19 protein-coding genes are annotated in these 21,278 nt (G+C 70.6%); 6 read left to right on the forward strand and 13 right to left on the reverse strand.

The window, feature by feature from the left end:
• Window positions 1-49: 49 nt before the first annotated feature.
• The 4 genes from Pla133_RS03335 to Pla133_RS03350 are packed head-to-tail and all read left to right on the forward strand — an operon-like array spanning window position 50 to window position 3,819.
• Window positions 50-880, forward strand: a complete 831-nt coding sequence (locus Pla133_RS03335) for a methyltransferase domain-containing protein (protein ID WP_145062422.1) — start codon at window positions 50-52, stop codon at window positions 878-880.
• A gap of 52 nt (window positions 881-932) precedes the next feature.
• Window positions 933-2,075: an NAD(P)/FAD-dependent oxidoreductase gene (locus tag Pla133_RS03340; protein WP_145062425.1), complete on the forward strand. Its 1,143-nt coding sequence runs from the start codon at window positions 933-935 to the stop codon at window positions 2,073-2,075.
• Window positions 2,072-3,157: a type III polyketide synthase gene (locus Pla133_RS03345; RefSeq protein WP_145062427.1), complete on the forward strand. Its 1,086-nt coding sequence runs from the start codon at window positions 2,072-2,074 to the stop codon at window positions 3,155-3,157. Before Pla133_RS03340 ends, Pla133_RS03345 begins: the two co-directional genes overlap by 4 nt.
• The gene (locus tag Pla133_RS03350) at window positions 3,154-3,819 is read left to right on the forward strand and encodes a hypothetical protein (RefSeq protein ID WP_145062429.1); all 666 of its coding nucleotides are present in this window, start codon (window positions 3,154-3,156) and stop codon (window positions 3,817-3,819) included. The genes Pla133_RS03345 and Pla133_RS03350 overlap by 4 nt, the downstream gene beginning before the upstream one ends.
• Window positions 3,820-3,906: 87 nt before the next feature.
• Here the strand turns inward: Pla133_RS03350 and Pla133_RS03355 are convergent, their stop codons facing one another.
• Window positions 3,907-4,242 carry a PadR family transcriptional regulator gene (locus tag Pla133_RS03355; protein ID WP_145062431.1) on the reverse strand — a complete coding sequence of 112 codons (336 nt, stop codon included), beginning with the start codon at window positions 4,240-4,242 and terminating at the stop codon, window positions 3,907-3,909.
• 183 nt (window positions 4,243-4,425) lie between these two features.
• The gene (locus Pla133_RS03360) at window positions 4,426-6,249 is read right to left on the reverse strand and encodes a chloride channel protein (RefSeq protein ID WP_145062433.1); all 1,824 of its coding nucleotides are present in this window, start codon (window positions 6,247-6,249) and stop codon (window positions 4,426-4,428) included.
• 146 nt (window positions 6,250-6,395) lie between these two features.
• Between Pla133_RS03360 and Pla133_RS03365 the strand changes: the two genes are divergently transcribed.
• Window positions 6,396-7,604: a right-handed parallel beta-helix repeat-containing protein gene (locus Pla133_RS03365; protein WP_145062435.1), complete on the forward strand. Its 1,209-nt coding sequence runs from the start codon at window positions 6,396-6,398 to the stop codon at window positions 7,602-7,604.
• A 184-nt stretch (window positions 7,605-7,788) separates the two neighbouring features.
• On the opposite strand, the gene Pla133_RS03370 is transcribed toward Pla133_RS03365, so the two are convergent.
• The 5 genes from Pla133_RS03370 to Pla133_RS03390 form a co-directional block, all read right to left on the reverse strand.
• Complete coding sequence (locus Pla133_RS03370) at window positions 7,789-8,247, reverse strand: hypothetical protein (protein WP_145062438.1); 459 nt, start codon at window positions 8,245-8,247, stop codon at window positions 7,789-7,791.
• Between the two features lie 263 nt (window positions 8,248-8,510).
• Entirely contained in the window at window positions 8,511-8,846 is a 336-nt protein-coding gene (locus tag Pla133_RS03375; RefSeq protein ID WP_145062440.1) for a hypothetical protein, read from the reverse strand.
• Window positions 8,847-8,901: 55 nt separating this feature from the next.
• The gene (locus Pla133_RS03380) at window positions 8,902-9,327 is read right to left on the reverse strand and encodes a hypothetical protein (RefSeq protein ID WP_145062441.1); all 426 of its coding nucleotides are present in this window, start codon (window positions 9,325-9,327) and stop codon (window positions 8,902-8,904) included.
• A gap of 38 nt (window positions 9,328-9,365) precedes the next feature.
• On the reverse strand, window positions 9,366-10,733 hold the full coding sequence (locus Pla133_RS03385; protein ID WP_145062443.1) for an ATP-binding protein: 1,368 nt from the start codon (window positions 10,731-10,733) through the stop codon (window positions 9,366-9,368).
• A gap of 83 nt (window positions 10,734-10,816) precedes the next feature.
• Window positions 10,817-12,574 (reverse strand): hypothetical protein, encoded by a 1,758-nt coding sequence (locus tag Pla133_RS03390; RefSeq protein WP_419195423.1) that lies wholly within the window; start codon window positions 12,572-12,574, stop codon window positions 10,817-10,819.
• Between the two features lie 112 nt (window positions 12,575-12,686).
• On the opposite strand from Pla133_RS03390, the gene Pla133_RS03395 reads away from it, so the two are divergent.
• Window positions 12,687-14,312, forward strand: coding sequence for a DUF1570 domain-containing protein (locus Pla133_RS03395; RefSeq protein WP_419192079.1), 1,626 nt, complete (start codon window positions 12,687-12,689; stop codon window positions 14,310-14,312).
• Here the strand turns inward: Pla133_RS03395 and Pla133_RS03400 are convergent.
• Genes Pla133_RS03400 through Pla133_RS03425 form a run of 6 tightly spaced genes read right to left on the reverse strand, consistent with a single transcriptional unit; the run spans window position 14,284 to window position 20,417 of the window.
• On the reverse strand, window positions 14,284-14,853 hold the full coding sequence (locus Pla133_RS03400; RefSeq protein ID WP_419192080.1) for a GNAT family N-acetyltransferase: 570 nt from the start codon (window positions 14,851-14,853) through the stop codon (window positions 14,284-14,286). The genes Pla133_RS03395 and Pla133_RS03400 overlap by 29 nt on opposite strands.
• On the reverse strand, window positions 14,850-16,586 hold the full coding sequence (locus tag Pla133_RS03405; RefSeq protein ID WP_145062449.1) for a histone deacetylase family protein: 1,737 nt from the start codon (window positions 16,584-16,586) through the stop codon (window positions 14,850-14,852). The genes Pla133_RS03400 and Pla133_RS03405 overlap by 4 nt, the downstream gene beginning before the upstream one ends.
• Window positions 16,561-17,595: a D-alanine--D-alanine ligase family protein gene (locus tag Pla133_RS03410; protein ID WP_145062451.1), complete on the reverse strand. Its 1,035-nt coding sequence runs from the start codon at window positions 17,593-17,595 to the stop codon at window positions 16,561-16,563. Before Pla133_RS03410 ends, Pla133_RS03405 begins: the two co-directional genes overlap by 26 nt.
• Window positions 17,583-18,599, reverse strand: a complete 1,017-nt coding sequence (locus Pla133_RS03415) for a D-alanine--D-alanine ligase family protein (RefSeq protein WP_419192081.1) — start codon at window positions 18,597-18,599, stop codon at window positions 17,583-17,585. Before Pla133_RS03415 ends, Pla133_RS03410 begins: the two co-directional genes overlap by 13 nt.
• Window positions 18,586-19,095 carry a YkgJ family cysteine cluster protein gene (locus Pla133_RS03420; RefSeq protein ID WP_419192082.1) on the reverse strand — a complete coding sequence of 170 codons (510 nt, stop codon included), beginning with the start codon at window positions 19,093-19,095 and terminating at the stop codon, window positions 18,586-18,588. Before Pla133_RS03420 ends, Pla133_RS03415 begins: the two co-directional genes overlap by 14 nt.
• A complete protein-coding gene (locus Pla133_RS03425) occupies window positions 19,092-20,417 on the reverse strand; it encodes a KamA family radical SAM protein (protein ID WP_145062453.1) in 1,326 nt (441 codons plus the stop codon). Before Pla133_RS03425 ends, Pla133_RS03420 begins: the two co-directional genes overlap by 4 nt.
• Window positions 20,418-21,278: the final 861 nt, after the last annotated feature.

The raw sequence follows: 21,278 nt of genomic DNA on the forward strand, positions 1-21,278 counted from the left end.
GGCAGAGGTGTGGGATGGGATTGCTGATCGCCGCCTGGAGGCGGAGGTCATGGACGACCCCAGTCTGCCTGAAGCCGAGCATCGGGCGGCGCTGAGGGGCCTGGCCCGCCTGAACGCCTGGAGTGCCAGCGACCGGGCCCTGTTCGCGCCCATTCGCCAGCTCTCCCTCGAGCTCGGGCGACCGGTGCGGCTCCTGGACGTGGCCTGTGGCGGGGGCGACCAACTCGTGCGCCTGGCCCGCCGCGCGCGCCGCGCAGGCATCGACCTGCGGCCCGCCGGCTGCGACCTGAGCACGGTGGCCCTCGACGTCTCCGCCGACCGCGCCCGCCGAGCCGGGTTCGAGGTGCGCTTCTTCCAGCGCGACGTCATCACCGAAGGCATCCCCCGCGGCTACGACGTGATCGTCTGCTCGCTCTTCGTCCATCACCTCTCGGACGACGATGCGGCAGAACTCTTCGCGGCGATCGAGGAAGCCTCGCCGCGCCTGGCCCTGATCCAGGACCTGCGCCGCCTCAAGCGCGGAGCCCTGCTGGCGGCGGCGGCTTCGCGCCTCCTGACCCGCTCGGAAGTCGTGCGCACCGACTCGCTGCTCTCCGTCGGCGCGGCCTTCGAGCTCGACGAGATCGAGCACATGTCGCAACAGGCGGGCATGTACACCTCGAGGTTGCGTCGCGTCTGGCCCCTGCGCTGGCAGCTCGAATGGCGGCCCCGGATCCGCAGCGGTGACACGGAGGAGTTGCTGCTCTCGCCGCACCCCCGCGACCTGCCGTCGCCCGCGATCGTGCGGCCCCGGCCCGTGGACGCGAACCGTGGGCGCGGGGACGCGCCGGACGACGACCCGGCGACGGTCGCCGGTCGCGCCGACCTGGCCCAGCCCTGAGCGTTCGATTCGGCCGGCGCGCTCCGATCGGCGATCGCGTAGCCTCGCGCCGATGACGGGTACCAAAGCCACCACCGACTTCGACGTCGTGGTGGTCGGCGCCGGTCCGGCCGGGGCGGCCACGGCGATCCGCAGCGCCGGCCTGGGCCATTCGACCCTCTTGGTCGACCGTGCGCAGTTCCCACGGGACAAGGTCTGTGGTTCGTGTCTGCACCCGCGCGCGGTGGCCGATTTGCGCGAACTCTCCGTGCAGGCCTCCGCCGAAGCCCTGGGGGCCGTGCCCCTGGAGCGCGCGCGGATCGGCGCCTCGGGACGCTGGGCCGAACTGCCGGTCGCGGGGGCCGCGGCCCTCTCCCGTTGGCGACTGGACGCCGCCTTGATCGACGTGGCACAGCTCGCCGGAGCCCAGGTGCGAACCGGCGTCGCCGCCCGAGTGGAGCCCAACGAGCCCGGCAGCGGTCGCCGCCGGGTGCGGCTCGGCGGCGGCGACGAGGTCGTCGAGGCGAGCCTGTTGATCGCGGCCGATGGACTCGGCGGCGCGCTCCTGGCCCGCGTCGGCGAGGTCACGGCCCCGTCGGACGATGGCGCGCGGGTCGGCTTGGGGGCGACCTTCGACGACGGTGGCGAGCTCGACCTGCCCGCGGGTCGCGTCGACCTGGGGGTTGGGCGCTCGGGCTATGTGGGCCTGGTGCGGCTCGAGGACGGGCGCGTCGACCTGGCGGCCGCCGCCGACCCCAGCGCCCTGCGGGCGGTCGGCGCGGCGGCAGCGGTGGCCGCCGTTGCCCGCGAATGCGGCCTGGTCCTGCCAGCCGCCTGCGTCGACGCGAGCTGGGCCGGCACGCCCTCCCTGACGCGCCACGCCGAGAGGCCCTTCGCCGAGCGCGCCCTGGCCGTGGGCGACGCGGCGGGCTACGTCGAGCCCTTCACCGGCGAGGGCATCGCCTGGGCCCTGGCCAGCGCGCGGGTGACTGCTGAACACCTCACCAGGCTCCTGGAAGGCTGGAGCCCGGAGGCGGCGCAGGATTGGGCACGGGCCCAGGGCGCGGAACTCGATACGGCGCGGCGGCGCTGCGCGCTGGTCGCTGGCTTCGTGCGCCACCCGGCTTGGGTCGCTGCCCTCGTGCCGGTCGTCGCGCGCTCGCGGGTAATCGCGTCACTGGTTGCGCGGTTCGGTTACGGTCGGGCGCACGAATGACCACCCACATGATCGGCGTCGGAACCGCCCTGCCCCCGGTCGCCGTGCCCCAGGCACGCGCGGCCGAGATGCTCGGCGAGCTTCTGCCCGAAGGTGACCGTCGGGCGCGCAGCGCCGCCGCCCTCTTCCGACGCACCGGAGTGCGCTCCCGACACAGCGTGCTGGCGGAAGTCGATGGTGCGGGGAAGGTCCACCAGACCTTCTTCCCCCTGCGCGATCCCCTCGGCCCCGGCACCGCCGCGCGCATGTCGGCCTACTGCGAGCTGGCGCCGGGTCTGGCGGCCGAGGCCGCGCGCGCCGCTCTGGCCGACGCGGGTCCCGAGGCCGGCCAAGCGGCATCGATCACCCACCTCGTGACCGTCTCCTGCACCGGCTTCGGCGCTCCGGGCGTCGACCGTCGCTTGATCGACGACCTGGGCCTCTCGCCCTCGGTGGAGCGCACCAACGTGGGCTTCATGGGTTGCCACGGCGCGCTCAACGGCCTGCGCGTGGCGCGCGCCTTCGTGGAGGCGGACCCGCGCGCCCGGGTGCTGTTGGTCGCGGTCGAGCTGTCGTCGCTCCACGTCCAGCCCGGTGGGGGCGAGGGCCAGGTCGTCGCCAACGCGCTCTTCGCCGACGGCGCCGCGGCCCTGGTCCTTGGTTCCGAGCCGGCCGGACGCGCCTGGCCCGTGCGGGCCTGCGGCTCGCGCCTGTTCCCGGCCAGCGAGGCGCTGATGAGTTGGCAGGTGGGCGACCACGGCTTCGACATCTCGCTCTCGGCCCAGGTGCCCGACGCGATCGAAGGCGCGCTGATGCCGTGGTTCGGGGAGTGGCTGGGCGAGAGTGGCCTGCGCGTCGAGGACGTGGCCTCCTGGGCCGTGCACCCCGGCGGTCCGCGCATCGTCGACTCCGTCCAATCGGTCCTGGGCCTGGCGGCCGACGATGTGGAGGTCTCGCGCGAGATCCTGGCCGAGCTCGGGAACATGTCGTCCCCCACGGTGCTGTTCATCCTGAAGCGACTGATGGAGCGCGGCGCGCGGCGACCCTGCGTCGCCATGGCCTTCGGTCCCGGTCTGTTCGCCGAAGTCGCGCTCTTCGTGTGATCTACCACGACCGAGAACTGCCGGTGGTGCTGCCGCGGCGCGGCGCCGTATTCACCCTCGAGGGCTTGACGATGCTGGCCGGCGCCCTCGGCGGTGCCTTTCTCGAGTCGAGTGTCGATCGCCTCGTGGCCGGCGCCCTGGCCCTCGTGCTGGCCCTGCCGTCGCTTTGGATCGCTCGGCGTTTCGCCGCCATGGGCTCCGCGCGACGCTGGCGCCAGGGGTTGGTCCTGGGCGTTGCCGTGTGCCTGGGAGTGGGCGTGGCGATGGGCGGCCCGGCGCTGGCGATGCTGGGAGTCTTCGCCTCTCTTCTGCTCGGCGAGGCCGGCGCCGTCGCAGCCACGGCCGCCCCTTGGCCGCGGGAGTTGGCGGGTTGGCGCCCGGTGTTCGTGGTCTCGGTGCGCCTGTTCGGCGTGGTCTCCGCCGCGGTATCAGTGGGCTCGTCGCCCTTCACCGGCATGGCTGCCGGCGCCCTGGCGGCCGTGGTGGTGATGCTGATGGCCCTGCCGTGGATGTTCCCGGCTCCCGATGAGGTCGTCGTCGAGGGCGCACGCGTCCCGGCTCGCCGCGGGCCTTGTCCGCGCTGCGGCGTCCCCGTCGACTGGCCCAGGACTCGCGCGGGCTCCTGCAGCGCCTGCGGACTGGTGCAGCGCCACCCGGGGTGACCGGTGCCGGCGGCTGGCGACGACGGGGGGCGAGCGCTCGACCGGTCAGGCGGGCGAATCGCGCTTTCGCTCGACCCGCGATCGGTCTCAGACCCGCGTCCCACGCCACAGCCTGGCGAGGGTCGAGTGCACGTCCATCCAGGCTTCGCGCTCGGCCGTTGCGGCGCGCTTGCCGCTAGCCCTCAGCCGGTAGTACTTACGCTTGCGCCCGGTCTCCGCCGAGCGCTTCCAGCGCGCTTGGATCAGCTCTTCGTCCTCCAGCCGGTGCAACACCGGGTAGAGCATGCCCTCGCTCCATTCGAGCTTGCCCTCCGAGAGATCGCGCACCCGGCGGATCAGGGAGTACCCATAGTCCTCGCCGTCGGCGAGCAGTGAGAGCAACAGCGGTCGTGCCGACGCTGCGACGAGTTCCTTCGAGGCCATGGACGCTCATAGCACCGTCTGGCCGGGCTACAACGACCACGGCCCAGCCAACAGGACACATACGTTCCTGGGTGTGCCAAGCCTCGGACAACGATCGCGCGGCGGCGAGCCGGGGGAAGGCCTGCCCGCCCTCTGGACGCGGACCCTGGTGGCTCGGCGCGGATCCTGGCGACCGCCGGTCCGTCAGCTCGCCGCGCGACGCAGCTCGCGCAGGCGCCTGTGGTAGGCCGCACCCACGTTGTTGCGCGTCAGCATCGCGATGACCCGGGTGGGGTCGTCGGCCGAGACCACGGGGATCTCGTGCACCGAGCGCTCGTTCAACTTCCGCAGGGCGTCGTTCAGGCTCTCGTTGGGAGTGGTGGTGACGACCTTGTCGACCATGAAGTCGCGCACCAGGACCAGGTTGTGAACGTCGGTCTCGAGGAAGATGCGGCGAATGTCGGAGAGCGAGAAGATGCCGACCATGGCGCCGTCGCCGTCGATCACGGGGAAGTAGGAGCCCGAGGCCGACGAGACCAGGTCGAGGGCGGCGCGCAGGGTCGCGTTCTGGTGGATCAGGACCGGCTCGCGGCTCTTGTCGATGACCTCCTCGACGCGCATCTCCTCCAACACGTCGACCACGAAGTCGCCGGCGTGGGCGGGGGAGTCCACCAGGCCGTCCACCTGGGTTTCGTAGATCGACCAGTTGCGCGCCAGCAGCAGGTGCAGCACGGAGACCAGCATCAAGGGCGCGAGCAGGCTGTAGTGGCCGGTCATCTCGCTGACCATCAGGATGGCAGCGATCGGGGTCTTGGCCACGCCGGCGAAGAAGCCTCCCATGCCGACCAGGGCCACGGCCGCGGGCTCGATGCCGAGGCTCGGGAACAGGGCGTTGCCGACCTGCCCGACCGCGGTGCCGCACAGGGCGCCGATCGCCAAGGAGGGTGCGAAGACCCCGCCGCTGCCACCGGAGGCGATGGTGAAGCTGGTGGCGAGGATCTTGCCGAAGATCAAGAGCACGGCCGCGACCAGGGTGATCTCGCCGGTGATCGAGCCGCGCATCAGGTCGTAGCCGCCGAAGAGCACGCCGAACTTGTCGCTGAAGGGCGCGATGGCCAGGGCCACGACACCGAGCATCAACCCACCCAGACCTGCGCGCAGGGCCAGGGGCGTGCGCTTCATGCGGCGGAAGAGCGCGCCGATCTGGTCGAAGGAGCGCACCCACAACCAGCCGACAGCGGTGCAGACCAGAGCCAGGACCAGGTACAGGGGCAGCTCCGCCGGTCCGCCGAAGGAGAGGTTCTCGAGCAGGGCGGGGTCGAGCTCGATCGCGCGGCTGCGACCGGAGAGGCTCGTGAACGTCGTGTAGCCGACGATCGACGAGATGATGCAGGGGATGATCGCGTCGCCCTCGAACTCGGGCCGACGGTAGACGACCTCGGGGGCGAAGAGGGCGCCGCCCAGGGGCGCGGTGAACAGGGCGCCGATGCCCGCGCTGGCGCCGGCGAGCAGCATCACCCGCCGGTCGCGGTCGGGCAGGCCGAAGGCGTCGGCCACCATGCTGCCGATGCCGCTGCCGACCTGGGCCACGGGGCCCTCCTGGCCGGCGGAACCGCCGGTGCCGATGGTCAGGGCGCTGCACAGGGCCTTGACGGCGATCACGCGTCGGCGGACCCGGCCGGCCAGGCGGTGGAAGCTCTTGATCAGCGCCTCCGTGCCGTGGCCCTCGGCCTCGGGAGCGAAGCGCGCGGTCATCCAGCCCACGGCCGCCCCGCCCAGGGCCGGCACGATCACGATCAACCAGGGGCGCGGGCCGCTGAGGTCGATGAACTCGCCCTCGAGCTGCATCGGCCCCTCGGCCAGGTGCAGCTTGAAGAAGTCGGTCAGGGCGTCGAAGGCGTAGGCCACGACCCCGGCCAGCATCCCGATCACCGCCGCCAGGCCCACCGACCGGCTGGCGCCGCCGAAGCGCACCTGCCGGATCCGGTCCAGCACGGTGTGGATGGGCTTGGGGAGTCCGGCGGCCATGCCTCGGGAGTATAGGGGCAGCCCCTGGCGCAAGCCCGCGCGAGGACCAGGGTCGCGTCCCCGTTCCGTCCGCGGAGCTCTAGTCTGGTCTGCGTGCGGCCGACCCTTGTCGCCGCAGCTCGGACCCATTCATCGGAGTACGCGAGATGCCCAGCTTGACCTGCGCTCTGACCCTCGCCGCCCAACTGCTCGTCGTCGACGCCGGCGGCGGTGGCGACCACACGACGATCCAAGCGGCGATCGACGCGGCCTCGCCCGGCGACACGATCCTGGTCCAGCCGGGGTCCTATGCGGCCTTCAATGCACCGATCGCGCTCTCGATCCTCGGTCCTGGAGTCGGCCCGGGACCGGTGGTGACTGGCGACTGCACGGTCACCGGCGCGGCCGGATTCACCCTGGCAGGGCTGCAGATCGACGGGACGCTCGCCTGTACGTCAGTTCCCGGCCGTCTGGACCTCGACGAGTTGGCGATCACCGGCAAGCCGTTCCCCCTGCGACTGACTGACTGCGATCAGGTCCTCTTGGCGCGCAGCAGCGTCGTCGGAGCAGCGACGGAATACACCCTTTGGCAGCAGCTGGACGGGATCGCGGCCCTGCGCGTGGAGGGGAGTGATTTGGTGGTGGTGGACAGCACGATCACCGGGAACAGCGGCGTTGCACCGGCCGAGGAGTACGCGCCCGGTGGCACCGGCCTGTACCTCGTCGGCAGCTCCGCCACGGTGGTGGGCTCCAACGTGAGCGGCGGAGAGGGCGGAACCTATCAGAGCCTGTTCACCTTCTGCGAGATCGGCGGCTCCGCCCTGTACGTCGACCACTCGAGCCTGACCCTGCGCGGGTTCGAGAACGTGGCCGCGGGCGGACCGGGCGGCCTCGGCTGCGCGAGCGGTGCCACGGCTCGCCTGGACGCAGCCGTCTTCGTGCATAGCGGCGTGGACCTCGCCAGCGGCGTCGTCGAGCAGCCCGGCTCGGCCCCCAGCCTGATCGTCAACCCGCCCAACCAGCCCTTCCTGACCCTCGTCGGGGCCGATGGTCCCGGCCAGACGCGGCGCCTGTTGGTGTGGGGCAAGGTCGGTCAGGTGGCGCTCGTCGTCGGCGCCCTGCCCGCCGCGCCCCTGGCCCTGCCCGGGGTCGAGGGCCTGGTCCAGACGGACTTCGCCGCGCCGTTCTTCGTGCAGGCCACGACCGCGACCGGCTTCGCGAACCCGGTCTCCTTCCCCTTCGGCCTGCCGAGCAGCCTGACCGGTCTGTCCGGGGCGGTGCTGTCCTTCCAGGCCGCCTTCCCCACCGTGCCCGGAGCTTTGGCGCCCGGGAGCTTCTTGGTGACGAATCCCGTCGACGCGGTGATCCGCTTCTGAGCGGTCTCCTCGCGCGCTTCGCGCAGGACTCGCTCGCGGGGGTAACCGACGCCGGCCAGCTCGATCGCGTCCAGATCGAGCTGGCCATCGGCTCGGACCGAGAGCCGCCGCCGTCGTCGAATGAGGCCTCCGCGGCCGCTGGCGTGCAGCGGCGAGGGAGGCAGATGTCCCGGCCCCGACGCGGTCAATGCACGGTCGTCGTCATGTCGGCGATCTTGTAGGAGTCCGAACCGTCGGAGGGGATCACCAGGACCTCGAGGTGCACCAGCCCCGGATCGACTCGGAGACCGCGCACCTCCTCATGGGTACCGCCCGGCGAGGGCAGGACGCGTCGCTGCTGGACGACGCCCTCGTCCAAGGTGATCAGGATCTCGACCGCGGTGACGGTGGCCTCGCCGTCGACATCGAGGACGACTCGCTCGATGAGGGCATGGTCCTCCTCGAGCAGGACGACCCACTCGAGGTCGATGTGGTCCCCGTCGTAGCTCCCGGCGATGCGGTCGAGGGCGGGGCCGGGGAGGACGCACGAGTGCAGGAGGCACAGAGCCGGGACGAGCAGAAGATGGCGGATGGGTTCGGTGGGAATCGGATCACGGATGGCGATTCTGGCCAGATCCTGTGGAGCCTGGACCAGGAGCGGCACCGCACAGAACCACGGTAGCCGCGGCCAGACGGCAGACGACGCCCGGCGGGATCACCAAGGCGCATGACGCCTGCACGGCCACCGCCACGCCGTTGCCGTCGCCCGCGGACCCGGCGGGCTTCGCACGCCAGCCCTCTCGATCCCGGCTGGCTCGTTCGTCGTGCTGCACGGCGTCTTGCGCTCACCCGTGAAGTGCCCCGCGTCAGCCGACCGGCCATGGACCCACGCCCTGCGGATCGAGGTTCGGTGCGACGCCGCCGGGCTCAGTCGTCTCCGGGCCAGAGTTTGTCGCGCTCGTCGAGCATCTGCCGCAGGACCCGCGCGAGGATGTCGCGCCCACCGGCCAGCTCGACCGCGTCCAGGTTGAGCTGGCACACGGCGCACACCGGGCGCTCGCCGCGGTAGCTCATCACGTCGAGCCGGTCGAGCACCACGTCCTCCAGCCCGTACTCGTCGGCGTCGATGGGCGTGCCGTCCTCGTGGAAGCCGAAGAAGGCCTTCACGTCCGCGGGCGTGCGGCGGCACAGGAAGCAGCGGTCCTGGCCGCCGGCGCGCTCGACGGCGGCGAAGTAGTCGTGGAAGTGGCGGTCGATGCTCACGGGTCGGCCCTCCGGGGGGGCTAGCCTGCGAAGCGGGGTCGGCCTACGTCCAGACCTACTTGAAGACGTCGGCCGGGGGGGTGGCGACGACCGTCAGGCCCGCGTCCACCACCAGGTCGGCGTCGGAGCCGTCGGTTGGAACCACGAGGACTTGGAGCCGGATCTCGCTGGCGCCCGGAACCCGCAGGTTGCGGACGCGCCGGCGGTTCTCGCCCTCGACCGGCCGCAGCAGCCAGCGCTCGACCTCGACCTCGTCCGCCAGCACGAGGATCTCGACCTCCTGCACCGCCGCCCCCGGCTCGAGCAGCGCGTCGATCCGCCTGACCCTGGCGTCCCCGCCACCCCGGCGCAGGTCCCAACTCACCCGCAAGTCGTCGTCCTCGTAGCTGCCCGAGGACCGGTTGTCGTGGAAGCTGAAGCTCAGGCAGCCGGCCAGAGCGGCCAGGCTCCAGAGGAGCAGGAGGCGTTTAGCGATCTGCATGGTGGGCGTTCGGGTCGAGGGTCTCGGGGGACGTCGAGTCAGCTCAGGAGCTCAGGCCCCTCGACTACGAGTGGCGTCCGCACATCGTTCCCAAGCCGATAGCGCAGCACCGGCGGGGGTTCGCCGAAGGCCTCCGAGAGCGCCGTCAGCTCGGCGGCCTCCGCGCCAGCGGCCGCCGGTCGTCCGCTCTCTACGACCGCCGCCACGTGGCTCCCGTCGTCCAGGCGCGCGAGGGCTCGCACCCGCTCGCCCCCGTGGCGGCCGACCTCGAGCACCTCGCGGCCGAGCAGCTCCGCGGCCTCGCGACGCAGATGGTCGAGCACGAAGTCGACCAGGGCGTCCTCGAACAGGTTGGGGATGTCGGGCTCGATCACCTCCTCCAGCACGCGCTCGCCGCGCCCGGCCTCGATCAGCGAGAGGTTCGGCTGCACGTGGCGGAAGTGGAAGGCCAGGAAGCGGTCGGCGATGCGGTAGGTGCCGCGGCGCGAGCGCAGGGGGTCGGGGTCGGTCATCGGCACCAGGCGCTCGACCAGCCCCAGCTCGCGTAGCACGCTCAGGTACTTGTTGGCCGTCGTCGACTCGACGCCGACCGTCAACGCGATGTCGCCGACCTTCTCGGAGCCCTTCGCCACCGCGCGCAGGATCGAGTTGTAGGTCGCGGGCGTCGTCATCTCCGAGTGCAAGAGGAACTGCACCTCGTCGAACAGGTAACCCTCCGGCCGCAGGATCTCGCGCAACAGGTTCTCGCGCAGGTCACGCGCCGGGTCGAAGCGCTGCAGGTACGCCGGCATGCCGCCCAGGATCGCGTAGGCGGTGATGCGGTCCTCGAGCTCCCAGCCGTCGAAGAAGCGCAGGGAGTCCGCGGGCCGCAGGGGCTCGAGGCGGCGCTGGCCGGTGCGGCGGCCGAAGAGGGGCGAACGTTCGGCGAGCACCTCGCGCTCCATGAACGACACCTGGCTGCCGCACAGCACGACCATCAGTTGCGAGCGCTTGCCGCGGCTGTCCCAGAAGCGTTGCAGCAGCGACGGCAGGCCCTTGTTGCCCTCGCACAGGTAGGGGAACTCGTCGAGCACGATTACCAGGCGCTCGTCGCCCGCGCGCTCGGCGGCGAAGTTGAGGGCGGAGGACCAGTCGGGGAAGTCGATCGAGTCGAGCAGCGGATCGTCGAGGCCCTCGCGCAGGCACTCGCGGAAGGCGTTCAGGTTGTCCTTGTCGCGCACCTGGGCGGCCAGGAAGTAGACGGCGCGGCGGCGTTCGCAGAAGCGCTGGAGCAGCTCGGTCTTGCCCACGCGGCGGCGGCCGTAGAGCACGAACAGCTCGGGGCGGCCGGAGGCGTGGAGGTCCTCGAGGACCTCGAGCTCGTGGGTGCGGCCGACGAAGGGGCGAGTGTCAGGGGGCAGGGGCATGATGCTGGCAAGTTGTATACGTGCAGGTATGCTATTGCAACGTATACGGCTTCCAGGGGCCCAGAACGGGGCCGTGGCCTGCCTCAGGGGGCCAGGGGGGCCCTGGAGTGTGCATCGGGGAACTGGAACGAGCCCCCGACCGGGGGCAGGTCGAAGGCCTCCAGATGCCCGTCGACCCAGGCTGCGAGGACCAGGGGCCGTGCCAGGTCGGAGTGGTCGACCGAGAGCTCGATGAAGGTCCGGGGGTCGTCTCTCGAGGGCCGCTGCTCCGGCGCGCCGCGCCCGCCGGGGACGACCGACAACGGGCCGACGCGGTGCTCGGTAGATGCCTCGAAGTCGGGCGCATGGCCGAAGGTCGAGAAGACCCGCTCCAGCGGATTGCCGAGGAACGCGCCGTCGTTGCGGGTGATCCGATAGGTGTCCACCGACCGCCGCTCCACGGTCGCCCCGCCGCGGCCGAACTGCAGTGGCCAGGGGCGCAGGTCCCCGTGTCCCCCGGCCAGGCGGACCGCCGGGCCGAGGGAGAGGCCCGCGAGGGCGTTGGGGAGGTTCAGCAGCACCACGTCGCCGCCTTCGGGTGCGACGTGCACGATCTCGTCGATCAACTCGCGCGCCTCGGCGGCAGCGTCGGCGAGGGCCAACTGTCGACCGACGAGCGAGAGGCCGCTGACGGGAACCATCAGTGTGGCGACGATCGCGACGGTCGCGCGACCGCGGCGCTGTTCGATCGAGACCTCGACCCAGCGCGCGGCCAACAGCGCGAAGGCGATCGCGGGCACGAACAGCAGCCGATCGGAGGTGGGGGCGCAGACCTGGCTCAGGATCGACAGGCCCAGCCAGCCGACGAGCAGGCCTCCGCTCGGCGTCGCTCGCAGGCGCGACGTGGCGACGTGCAAGGCGAGGATGCTCAGGCCGATCAGGGCCAGCAGCAGGAGCGCGCCGAGGGGCGTTTGCGGGTCGAGGAGGGAGCTGTGGAACACCATCAAGTCCAGGCTCGCCGGTCCGACGAGGCCACCGAGGCCGAACAGCCCCAAGAGGATCCCGCGCATCCGCACCTCGCCCAAATGCTCCCAAGGCATCGGGTAGAACAGGCTCGTCGAGCCGTAGCCCCCGAGCAGCCACAGCGCGAGGAACGCTCCGATGGCCGCCACGGGCAGCGCCGCGCGGCGGCGAGGTGCACCTGCGACGAACGCGCAGCGCACGGCGACCAGGACCAGGAAGATCGCGCCGGACTCCTTGGACGCCGTGGCCAGCATGGCGAGTCCCGTCGCCAGCAACACGTCGCGCGCGGACGGCCGCGCCCGCGCCACCGCTGTCAGGGCGAGCACGCCGAACAGCGCCTCGAGCAGGCTGTTGTGGTTCGCGGCCCAACTCACGGGCAGGTGGGTGCTCTCGCTGCAGGCGAAGATCAAGAGTGCCGCGCCAGCGGCCCAGGGCTTGAAGCCCCAGCGCAGGGCCAGCCGCCGGATCGCCGCGAGCAAGGCACCCCACAGGGCCAAGCCCCCGAGCGCGTGCCCCAGCGGGCTGCCGCCGCCGACCACGTGCTCGAACCACAGCACCACACTCGCCACCGGCCTGAAGAAGCGCACCTTCCAATCGTCCGCCACCCACCAGGGCACGCCGCCCAGGTCCTGGGTCGAGCTGCGGAAGTCCTCGGCGCTGCCGAAGTCGTAGAGGGACCAGGGCTCGAGGGTCGAGCCGAACCGATGGCCCTCCAGCACCCAGAGGTGGGTGAAGTCGTCCGAGAAGTAGCCCGTCCACAGGCCCGGCAGGTGCAGCGCCAGGCCCAGGGCCAGGAGCCACAGCCAGCGGCGGTCCGTTCCGTGCGTCCGGGTCGACATCGCGATCGAGATCATGGCGCCTGCCGTTCTCTGGTCACAGCACCGGCACTCTCGACCGCCTGGACCGTCGAGCGCCTTGCCGGCCACGGGGCTCCGGGCTAGAACCGGTCCGATGCTCGCTCCGTTCCGCACCCTTGCCGCGGTCCTCGTGGCGTCGTTGTTCCTCGGGCCGCTTGCCGCCGCCCAGGGGGGTTATCGCACCACGTCCTTCGACGATCTCGGCTTCGAGTTGCCGGTTCCGCGCAACTACAAGGCCGTGCCGGTAGAGCCGACCGAGAAGTGGGTCGCGCTGAAATGGATCGACGAGAAGACCAACGCGCGCGAGCGCGAGGACTACGTCGGCGCCCACGCCAATTTCCTGCCGGAGCTGATGGTGCTGTGGATCGACCACGTGGCGGTGGCCGCGACCACGCCCAGTGGTGAGGAAGGTGGCGACGGTGGTAGCGACGAGGACCAGGCCGACCAGGCCGATCCGATCCGCGACTTCGAGACCTACCTCGAGCAGGTCTGGAAGCGCAGCGGCAAGCCGATGTACTCCATCTCCGAGCCCGAGCGGCTGGACGACGTCGACGGCAACGACGCCCTGCGCTACGAGCTCCGGCCACTCCAGGGCATGCCGCCGGGCTGGGCCACGGTCTTTCGTAGCGCGCGGCGCTCGCTGGTCTTCATGGGCCGCGGCTCCGAGTTCGACTTTCGCGATCAGGAGAAGATCTGGGAGCACATGATCGACGGCATCGAGCTCTTCCAGCCGGAAGCGCTCGACATGTCGAAGTGGGAGAAGTTCTACGAGAAGCGACCCGAGTTCATCGATGCGGCCTACCGCCTGCAGGTGCGCTCCACGCTCGTGCGCGGCTGGGAGGCCGACGACACCGAGAACTACATCTTCGTCTACAGCACCAAGGACCAGCCCCTGCTGCGCCTGCTCAAGCGCGAGCTGGAGGCGATCCGCCTGGAGTACGAGGAGCTCTTCCCGCCCGCCGCGCCGGTGACCGCGGTCTCGACCGTGAGGGTTTGCCGCGACGGTGACGAGTATCGTCAGTACGGCGGCCCTTCGGGTTCGGGCGGCTATTGGAACTCGGCCGCCAAGGAGCTGGTCTTCTACGACTACTCGGCGGACGAGGAGAAGCGCGGCGAGGGCAAGGAGGACTCGCGCATCGTGCTCTACCACGAGGCCTTCCACCAGTTCATCTACTACTCGGTGGGCGAGGTCGCTCCGCACTCCTGGTACAACGAAGGCACGGGCGACTTCTTCTCGGGCGCGAAGATCTCGGGCAAGAAGGTCAACAAGATCGACGTCAATCCCTGGCGCAACAACTACATCCGCTCGATCGTCGCCGCCGGCCGCAACATCCCCTTCGAGGATATCCTCGGCTTCACCCAGGCCGAATTCTACCGGCCCGATCGGCGCGGCATCTGCTACGCCCAGGCCTGGTCGATGATCTACTTCCTACGCACCTCGAAGGAAGTGGCGAACCACGAGCAGTGGTCGCAGATCCTGCCGATCTACTTCGAGACCCTGAAGGCCGCCTACGCGGAGCAGGCGGCCGAGCTGCTTGCAGCCAGGTCCGAGGGGCTCGAACCCGACGAGGCTCCGCCCGAGCTGTCGCGGGGCGAGAAGGAAGTCATCAGCCAGATGGCCCGCGACAAGGCGCTCGAAGTGGCCTTCGACGGCATCGACGTGCTGGCCCTCGAGCGCCAGTGGCTGCTGTTCATCGAGGAGTTGAAGGAGCTCCGGTAGGTCCCAGCGAGGCCGCCTCGCGGTTCGACGCAGGTCCGTCGCCGAGCGCCCGACAGTAGATGACCTTCCCGTCTCCCGGTCCGTAGAAGTCGTCCAGCTGGGCTGCCTTGCGGTAGTCGCAGCGCTCGTAGAAGCGTCGGGTCGGCTCGTACTGGGCGCGCGACGAGGTGTCCACATACACGCGGTCGCCACCCAAGGCGCGGATCCTCGCTTCCGTGGACGACAGCAGGCGGCGCCCCAGCCCCCGACCTCTCCAGCCCTCGTGGGTCGCGATCCAGTAGAGGTCGAAGCTGCTCTGCGTGCCGGGGATCCGGCCGAAGCAGGTGTAGGCCACGCAGGCCTCTCCGACGGAGAGGAACTGGAAGCGGTAGCCACTCGCATCTCCGCGCGCGAGCGTCTCCTGGACCAGCTCTACGGCGATGTCCTCTTCCTCCGGCGAGAAGAACGCCGTCGACCGGACGATGTCCCGCACCCGCTCGTCGTCCCCGGGTTCCAGGGTCTCGCGCACCTCTACAGGCAGCGCAGCGTGCGGGGAGTTCAATAGACACCCCCGTGGGCGTCGACGAGGCCCTCGAAGAACGAACGAGCGAGGGATCCCAGGGAACGGGTTCGATAGCCGCCCTCCTGGACCACCAGGGTGGGGAGGCGCAGGGCACCAATCGTCTGGCCCATGTGTTCGAAGTCCTTCGGGCCGAGGGTCCAGGTGCCGGTCGGGTCCTGGCGGGCCGTGTCGTAGCCCAGACACACGATCAGGAAGCGCGGCTCGTGCTGGCTGATCCGCTCCAGCGCGCGTCCGACCGCGCGCAGGTGCTTCGCGCCGTCGACCGTCTCCGGCAGGGGCAGGTTCAGGTTGTAGCCCTCGCCCGGGCCCTCGCCGATCTCTTCGTCGAAGCCCGAGAAGAAGGGGTAGGCGAAGCTCGGATGCCCGTGGATCGAGACCGTCAGGACGTCGTCCCGGCTGTAGAAGATGTCCTGCTGGCCGTTGCCGTGGTGGTAGTCGACGTCGAGGATCGCGACCTTGCCCCATTCGCTGAGGTAGTGCGCGGCGATCGCGGCGTTGTTGAAGTAGCAGAAGCCACCGAACAGGGACCGCTCGGCGTGGTGCCCCGGCGGACGCACCAGGGCATAGGACAGGCTGTGTGACTCGAGCAGGAAGCCAGCGGCGGTCAAGGCGCAGTCCACCGCGCGGCGAGCTGCCGGGAAGGCGTTGCGATTCAGCGGAGTGAACGAATCCAGGCAGTAGTAGCCGGCCGCGTAGGTGAGGTCCTTCGGCAGTCGGGCGCGATTGCGCAGGGGGAAGACGTAGGGATAGGTCGACTTGCCTTCGGGCGTGGCGGCACAGGCCGCCTTCAGGAAGCGGGTCAGGGCCGGATCGTGCACCGCGTCGATGTGACTCACCGGGAACGCCTTGGGTTCCTGTTCCCAGAAGAGCCCGGTGGGCAGCAGCCCGTCGAGGATCGCCCGCACCCGGGCCGGGGCCTCCACGTAGCCGCGTTCGCGGATGTGGTGGATGTCGTGCTTGCGATTGACGACGAGCGCGACCAGGTTCTCGCCCGTGCGAATGTGCGGCAGGGGATTGGCTCGCTTGACGTAGCGCGCCGGTCGAACCTGGATCGGGTCTTGGATCGAGTCGACCACCAGGGCCACGTACTCGGGGCTGCAAAGCTCGCCGTACTTGCGCTCGAGGATCGCGCGGACCACCTCACGCAGCTCCGCGGCGCTCGGGATCTCGCCGCGTCCCAGGTCGTCGTAGACCAGGTGCGGCATGTCGAGATCCCCCTCGTTGAGAGGCGTCTCATAGGCCGTGCCGACGATCGGGCGCGCGCCGAAGCGCTCGTAGAAGCGCAGGCGCGAAGCATTCTCCGCGGCGTAGGCCGGGTCGCTGCAGGCCTCCGGCTCGTCCGGTAGGCACTCGAAGTAGAGGCCTGTCGCACCCAGCCCAAGCGCTGTCTCGCGGACTCGCTCGTAGAGCGCTCCGCCGCCTCCGCCGCCACCGGAGTCCTTACCGGAGGCGATGAAGTCGAGCAACGCGAAGCCGACGTCGGGGGCGTGGGACAGCAGGGCGAAGGACTTCAAATGCCCGCGCAGGTCGTCGGCGACCAACAGCATCGCGCGCAGCCTATGGCGCAACGGGTCGCGCAGGCGATCGGGGAGTGCGTCGATCTCCTCCGCGGAGAGGCCGCTGAAGCGCTCGCGCAGGATCTGCTGCACCCGCGCGACGTCGCGCTGATCCGACGGCAGCGAGGTGTCAGCGATTTGTCGTATGCGAAACATGCTGGCTCTCCACGGGGGCGCTGGCTCGAGCGAGGCCCGCGGCGACGATGCGGCGCACGGCTTCGTGGTAGGGCATGCCGGCCCGCTCCAGGGTCGCGGCGAAGCCGGCGTCCGGGCTGAGGCAAGGGTTGGCGTTCACGTCGATGATCCACGGTTCACCGTCGTCGACCCGGAAGTCGACTCGGGCCCAGCCGTCGAGTCCGAAGGCGTTCCAGGTGGCGAGGGCCAGGTCTCGCAGTCGTTCGAGCAGGGCGGCGTCGCGCGGATCCTCGGCGAAGTGCCGAGGCGTCGCGTTCCACTCGGCCGAGTCCGCGTCCCACTTGGCCCGGTAGCCCACCACCCGTGGATCGTTCGGACCGACCCCCTCGAAGAGGATCTCCGGCAGCGGCAAGCACTCCGGGCCGTCGGACCCGCCGAGCAACGCCACGTTGAACTCTCGCCCGTGCACGTACCGCTCGCAGTAGGCCTCGCCCCCCAGGGCGACGAGCCGGGAGCCGATCGCCCGGGCCAGCTCGCGTGCGTCGCCGGTCTCGATCACCGACGAGGGTTCGAGGCCCAGGGAGCCGTGCTCCCAGACGGACTTCACGATCCAGCGCGCGCGCGCGCCCAGGTCGGGGTTGGCGCGCAACGCGTCGAGGGTGAACCAACCCGGGGTCGGGAGGCCCGCCGCCTGGAGCACCGCCTTCGCCAGCAGCTTGCTCGACGATCGACGCATGGCTCCCGACCCCGCCCCCGTGAACGGCAGTCCCAGGGCCTCCAGGAGCAGCGGCGCCTCATGGATGCGGCAGCCCTCTCCGCCGACGCTCTCGACCAGGTTGAAGACGACGTCGGGTCGAGCCTCCGCGAGCATCGAGCGCGCCGCCGCGGGATCCCTCGGGAGCTCGGCGGCGATCGCGATCAGGCCACAGGCTTCGAGGGCGCCGCGCACCGACGCGACCTGGACCAGGGTGTCCAACTCGTCGGGTCGCGCGTCGCCGTCGATCCCGTCGTGCAGGATCAGGACGCGCACGCGTCGAGCCTCGACTCGGAGCTGCGCTCGCAGGCGGAGGCCATGATCGTCCGCACCAGCTCCAGGTAGGACCGTCCGCCCTGTTGCCAGAGGATCGGCAGGTCCGAGTGGGTCGGGTGCATGCCCGGGAGCGGGTTGACCTCGATGATCTGGGGTCTGCCCTGGGCGTCGCAGCGCAGGTCGACGCGTCCACCATCGCGGCAATCGAGCGCGCGCCAGGCCGCGAGGGCGAGGCCCTCGGCGGCGCGAGCAGTGGCATCGGCGGCCAGGCTGTAGCGCACCAGCGTCTCGCACTCTTCCTTGTTGCGGTAGGTGTAGACGTCCCGATCCGCTTCGCCCAAGAGGTCGACCTCCAGCGCGCCGGCCGAGCGAGCCTGTCGGCCGGTTCCGACCAGGCCCACGGTGAACTCGCGCCCGGGTAGGAACTCCTCGACCAGCACGTCTTGCTGGTAGCGCAGCAGGAGTCGTTCGCAGACCTCGCGCAGTTCCTCCGGCGTCCGCAGGACGGACTGGGCGTCGATGCCCTTGCTGGTCCCCTCGGCGACCGGCTTGGCGAAGCGCGGCCAGCCGAGCTCGAGACCCTCGAGGTCCTCGAGGGAGCTCACCAGGGCGAAGCCCGGCGTCGGCAGTCCGTGGTCTCGCAGCAGGCGCTTGGTCGTCGCCTTGTGGAGTGTCGCCGCGCTCGCCAGGGGGTCGGAGAAGGTGTAGGGGATCTCGTAGGCGTCGAGCAAGGCGGGAACCTGGGCCTCGCGGCCCGATCCGAAGCGACCCTCGGCGATGTTGAAGACGAGGTCCCACCGATCTCCGGCCACCAATCGCCGCGCCAGAGCCTTCACGTTGCCGACCCGATCGACGCGATGACCGAGCTCGGCCAGAGCCCGCTCGAGTGCCGCGATCGTTTCGGGGCCGTCGAACTCGGCGAGCTGCTCTTCGTCGAGACCGAGATCCGCGTAGTCGGCGCGCAGGTCGTAGGTCAAGCCGACCAGCAACTCACGCGGTTCCATGGCGGAGCTCCTCGTAGAGCTGGACGTGCCAGCGGCGGGCGTCGGCGGTTTCGATACCGAGGACCACGTTCATCGGCTCGAGGCCCCCGAACAGCTCGGTAGGGCAGTACTCGCCGGCGCTTTCGAGCAGACCCTCGGCCGTGTAGTCCCAGGGATACAGGCGGCACACGAGCGGCCGAGTCTCGGTCGGCAGCACGCAGCCCGCGGCGCCGAGGAAGCCGCAGTCACCGTTCTCCGCGCGCCGCAGCATCCGTCGCTGGCCGTCGGCGCGCACCGTGAGTCCGACCCAATCGGGGTCGTCCTCGTCGAACTCGACGTAGTCCGCCGCCTCCGGGGCGCGGTGCTCGAAGAACGTGTCGCTCCCGGTGTGCGCCGCGATGCGCGCGACGTCACCCTCGGTGAGCAGAATCTCGGCGCGCTGGCAGCAGGTCCGCTGGACCTTCGCGCAGCGGACACAGGGAGCCACGGCCAAGGCTTCGGAGGTCGTGGCCGTCACTGGACCGCTCCTTCGCCCGCTTGCGGGTCGTAGTAGCGGTACTCGTTGCGCTCGTAGTTCCTCAGGACGACATCGTCACCGTCGCGTCCGACCAGGTAGTTCGGCGAGAGGGGGATCTTGCCGCCGCCACCGGGCGCATCGACGACGAAGGTCGGCACCGCGTAGCCGGTGGTGTGGCCGCGCATGCCCTCGATCAGCTCGACTCCCTTGGCAACGGGGGTCCGCAGGTGCGCGGAGCCGCTGATCGGGTCGCACTGATAGAGGTAGTAGGGGCGCACGCGGTTCATCAACAACCCGTGCGAGAGCCGTGTCAGGGTCTCGACGTCGTCGTTCACCCCGGCCAGGAGCACCGTCTGGCTGCCGAGCGGGATACCCGCGTCCGCCAGCCGCCCCAGGCCGCGAGCCACTTCGGGGGTCAGCTCGTTCGGGTGCATGAAGTGCACGCTCAGCCACAGCGGATGGTGGCGCTTGAGCATCTCGCACAACTCGGGGGTGATGCGCTGGGGCAGCACCGCGGGCACCTTCGTCCCGATGCGGACGAACTCCACGTGGGGGATCGCCCGCAACCGGCCCAGGAGCCAATCGATGCGGTCGTCCGCCATCGTCAGCGGGTCCCCGCCCGAGATGAGCACATCTCGGATCTGCGGACGCTGTGCGATGTAGTCGAGCGCGCGCTCGTACTGGGCGCGGTTGAAGTGGTATTCGCCGGTCTTGCCGACCAGCCGCGCCCTGGTGCAATAGCGGCAGTAGGTCGCGCAGAAGGTCGAAACCAGGAACAGGACTCGATCGGGATAGCGGTGCACGAGCCCGGGCACGCCCATGTCGTGGTCCTCGCCGAGGGGGTCGTCTTCCTCACCCGCTCCGCGGATCAGCTCCCCTCCGACCGGCACCATCGTGCGCCGCAGCGGGTCGTGTGGATCGCGGGGATCCATCAACGACGCGTAATAGGGCGTGATCCCCACCGGCAGCCGGTCCCCGAGCTGCTCGACGGTCGTCCGCTCGTCGGACGAGAGGCGGAAGACCCGCTCGAGCCCGTCCAGATCGCGGACGCGGTGTTGGAGTTGCCACTTCCAATCGCCCCACTCCTCGTCGGTGGCATCGGGGTGATGCCGCTCGCGGTAGGTCGGAGCCGGTCGCGCTTGCTGCGGCGCAGCCGCCGCCCTCGAACGGCCCCGATTCCTCGGGACCTTGGTCCTTGGTGTGCCGCTCGATGGCGGCAACGGGTCTGGCGGGGTCGTTTCGACCTCTTCGCGCCTCGGCTCGCCCGTGGCGACGTCGGCATCGAGCAAGCCGCCTCGAAGGGACTGTGAGTCGTCAGCCATCAGATGTCGGCGTCCTTCCGCCGAGCGGCCGGGGTCGACGGCCCCGGCTCGTCCGAAGTGGACAGAGCCCCAGGGTCGTGCTCCCGAGCGGCGAGGGTTCTAGCGCTTCTTGGGTGAGAATCAAGCGGGTTCGCCGCCGATCGGGTGTTCGGCTACTCGGACGTTCAAGTTGTGCCCCAACGAGGACTCGATGGCCCAGCGGGCGGCGGTGGATGGGGCGGCTTGGCGCGCCGGTCAGGCCCAGGGCGGCGGCAGTCGGAGGCTGGCCCCAGGTCCGCCCCGCGGTCACGAACATCCAACCGCCGAGCGCCTCGGTGACGGACTGGCTCACGTTCGAGAGGCACCTCGACGTCGCGAAGACGGTCCCCGATGGCCGCGCTGGACGGGTCGGGGCCGCGAGGTCGAGCTACACGTGGGCAGCAATGGGGAAGCAGCAACCAACCACGCCGCAGACAACGGCGGACGACGTTCCGCCGACCATGGTGGAGTAGGCCAGGGTTCTCGCGATTGCGAGCGGAGATCGTCAAGCGCCTCAACTGCCGCGTCGCAAGGCGGTGGCACGGAGCGCCCCCGAGGGTCACACCTTGAACGGACTGCGGACAGCGCCGTCAGCCCGCGAGCTGGGCCGTCGCGACCATGAGCGCGTCGACGACGGCATCGGAGGAGGCCACGCCGGAAGTCGCGGCCAGCAGAATCGGTCAGCAGTCCGATCCGTGGCTTCACTGCCCAGAAGACGGGCGCCACGTCGGTGAAGGCGGCGATCTGGCCCGCGGTCCAGCCGGCGTACCTCAGCATCGAGGGCAGGGGCTGGGCGAGCAGCCCGCCCGTCGAAGAGCCCGAGACCCGGGCGAAGTGCGCCAA

Source organism: Engelhardtia mirabilis (genome assembly GCF_007748095.1).
Classification (GTDB): Bacteria; Planctomycetota; UBA1135; order UBA1135.

Coding starts and splice junctions, on each gene's coding strand:
- Pla133_RS03335 (WP_145062422.1), top strand. CDS start 50: ATGGACGACCCCAGTCTGCCTGAAGCCGAGCATCGGGCGGCGCTGAGG.
- Pla133_RS03340 (WP_145062425.1), top strand. CDS start 933: ATGACGGGTACCAAAGCCACCACCGACTTCGACGTCGTGGTGGTCGGC.
- Pla133_RS03345 (WP_145062427.1), top strand. CDS start 2,072: ATGACCACCCACATGATCGGCGTCGGAACCGCCCTGCCCCCGGTCGCC.
- Pla133_RS03355 (WP_145062431.1), bottom strand. CDS start 4,242: ATGGCCTCGAAGGAACTCGTCGCAGCGTCGGCACGACCGCTGTTGCTC.
- Pla133_RS03360 (WP_145062433.1), bottom strand. CDS start 6,249: ATGGCCGCCGGACTCCCCAAGCCCATCCACACCGTGCTGGACCGGATC.
- Pla133_RS03365 (WP_145062435.1), top strand. CDS start 6,396: ATGCCCAGCTTGACCTGCGCTCTGACCCTCGCCGCCCAACTGCTCGTC.
- Pla133_RS03380 (WP_145062441.1), bottom strand. CDS start 9,327: ATGCAGATCGCTAAACGCCTCCTGCTCCTCTGGAGCCTGGCCGCTCTG.
- Pla133_RS03385 (WP_145062443.1), bottom strand. CDS start 10,733: ATGCCCCTGCCCCCTGACACTCGCCCCTTCGTCGGCCGCACCCACGAG.
- Pla133_RS03390 (WP_419195423.1), bottom strand. CDS start 12,574: ATGTCGACCCGGACGCACGGAACGGACCGCCGCTGGCTGTGGCTCCTG.
- Pla133_RS03395 (WP_419192079.1), top strand. CDS start 12,687: ATGCTCGCTCCGTTCCGCACCCTTGCCGCGGTCCTCGTGGCGTCGTTG.
- Pla133_RS03405 (WP_145062449.1), bottom strand. CDS start 16,586: ATGTTTCGCATACGACAAATCGCTGACACCTCGCTGCCGTCGGATCAG.
- Pla133_RS03415 (WP_419192081.1), bottom strand. CDS start 18,599: ATGGAACCGCGTGAGTTGCTGGTCGGCTTGACCTACGACCTGCGCGCC.
- Pla133_RS03425 (WP_145062453.1), bottom strand. CDS start 20,417: ATGGCTGACGACTCACAGTCCCTTCGAGGCGGCTTGCTCGATGCCGAC.